The organism is Liquorilactobacillus sicerae, from assembly GCF_029916425.1.
Classification (GTDB): domain Bacteria; phylum Bacillota; class Bacilli; order Lactobacillales; family Lactobacillaceae; genus Liquorilactobacillus; species Liquorilactobacillus sicerae.
The window spans coordinates 1-630 of the sequence record NZ_JAHAVQ010000095.1; the positions used below are offsets into that span (position 1 = coordinate 1).

The following is a 630-nucleotide window of genomic DNA, read 5'->3' on the forward strand; positions in this document are numbered from 1 at the left end:
ATTTTCTTCTATTTTCAATATTTTAATATCCTATATTTGTAAAAAGTGTAAATGTGCCACTTGCAATATCCGTTGCTCAAACGTAGCTATTCATTCTTCCTAAGTGTACGGGATTGTTAAACCTTTTGCAACTTAAATCAACGCTCGTTCTACTTTTTCTAAATGAATCCCGTGACTAGCTTTTAATAATACTACATCATTTTTGGATAAACTGTTTTGTAGATCGCGACTTAGTTCTGTTCAAAAAAGTTTATCGTACCAATGTGCTTGTATCTGTGCCGCCAATTTTTTCATGATCGGACCAACAAGATAGACTTCATCAAAGGCTGCTTTTTCAATCGGTTTTTTTAAAATCAAATGTAGGGAAATTTCTTTTTCGCCAAGTTCGAGCATGTCTCCCAAAACAAGAATCTTTTTCACTTGAGCCGGGAAATCTTTCAAAATTTCAATTGCTTTAATTGCTGCAGTCGGGTTTGAATTATAAACATCGGAAATAATCGTCTCTCCTTTGGAGCCGGTTAATACTTGTAAACGATTTTTCGTTATCTGTAAATTATCAAAGCCTCGTTGAATCAATTTATCGTTCAGGCCAAATTCCTTAGCAACTGCCACTGCAGCAGCACAGTTATC

The 630-nt window shown here is 35.1% G+C and carries 1 protein-coding gene; it reads right to left on the minus strand.

Annotation, left to right across the window (positions count from 1 at the left end; translation table 11 throughout):
* Positions 1-240: 240 nt before the first annotated feature.
* A partial coding sequence (locus KH893_RS11415) for a glutamate ligase domain-containing protein (protein ID WP_281166228.1) occupies positions 241-630 on the minus strand: 390 nt, incomplete at its 5' end.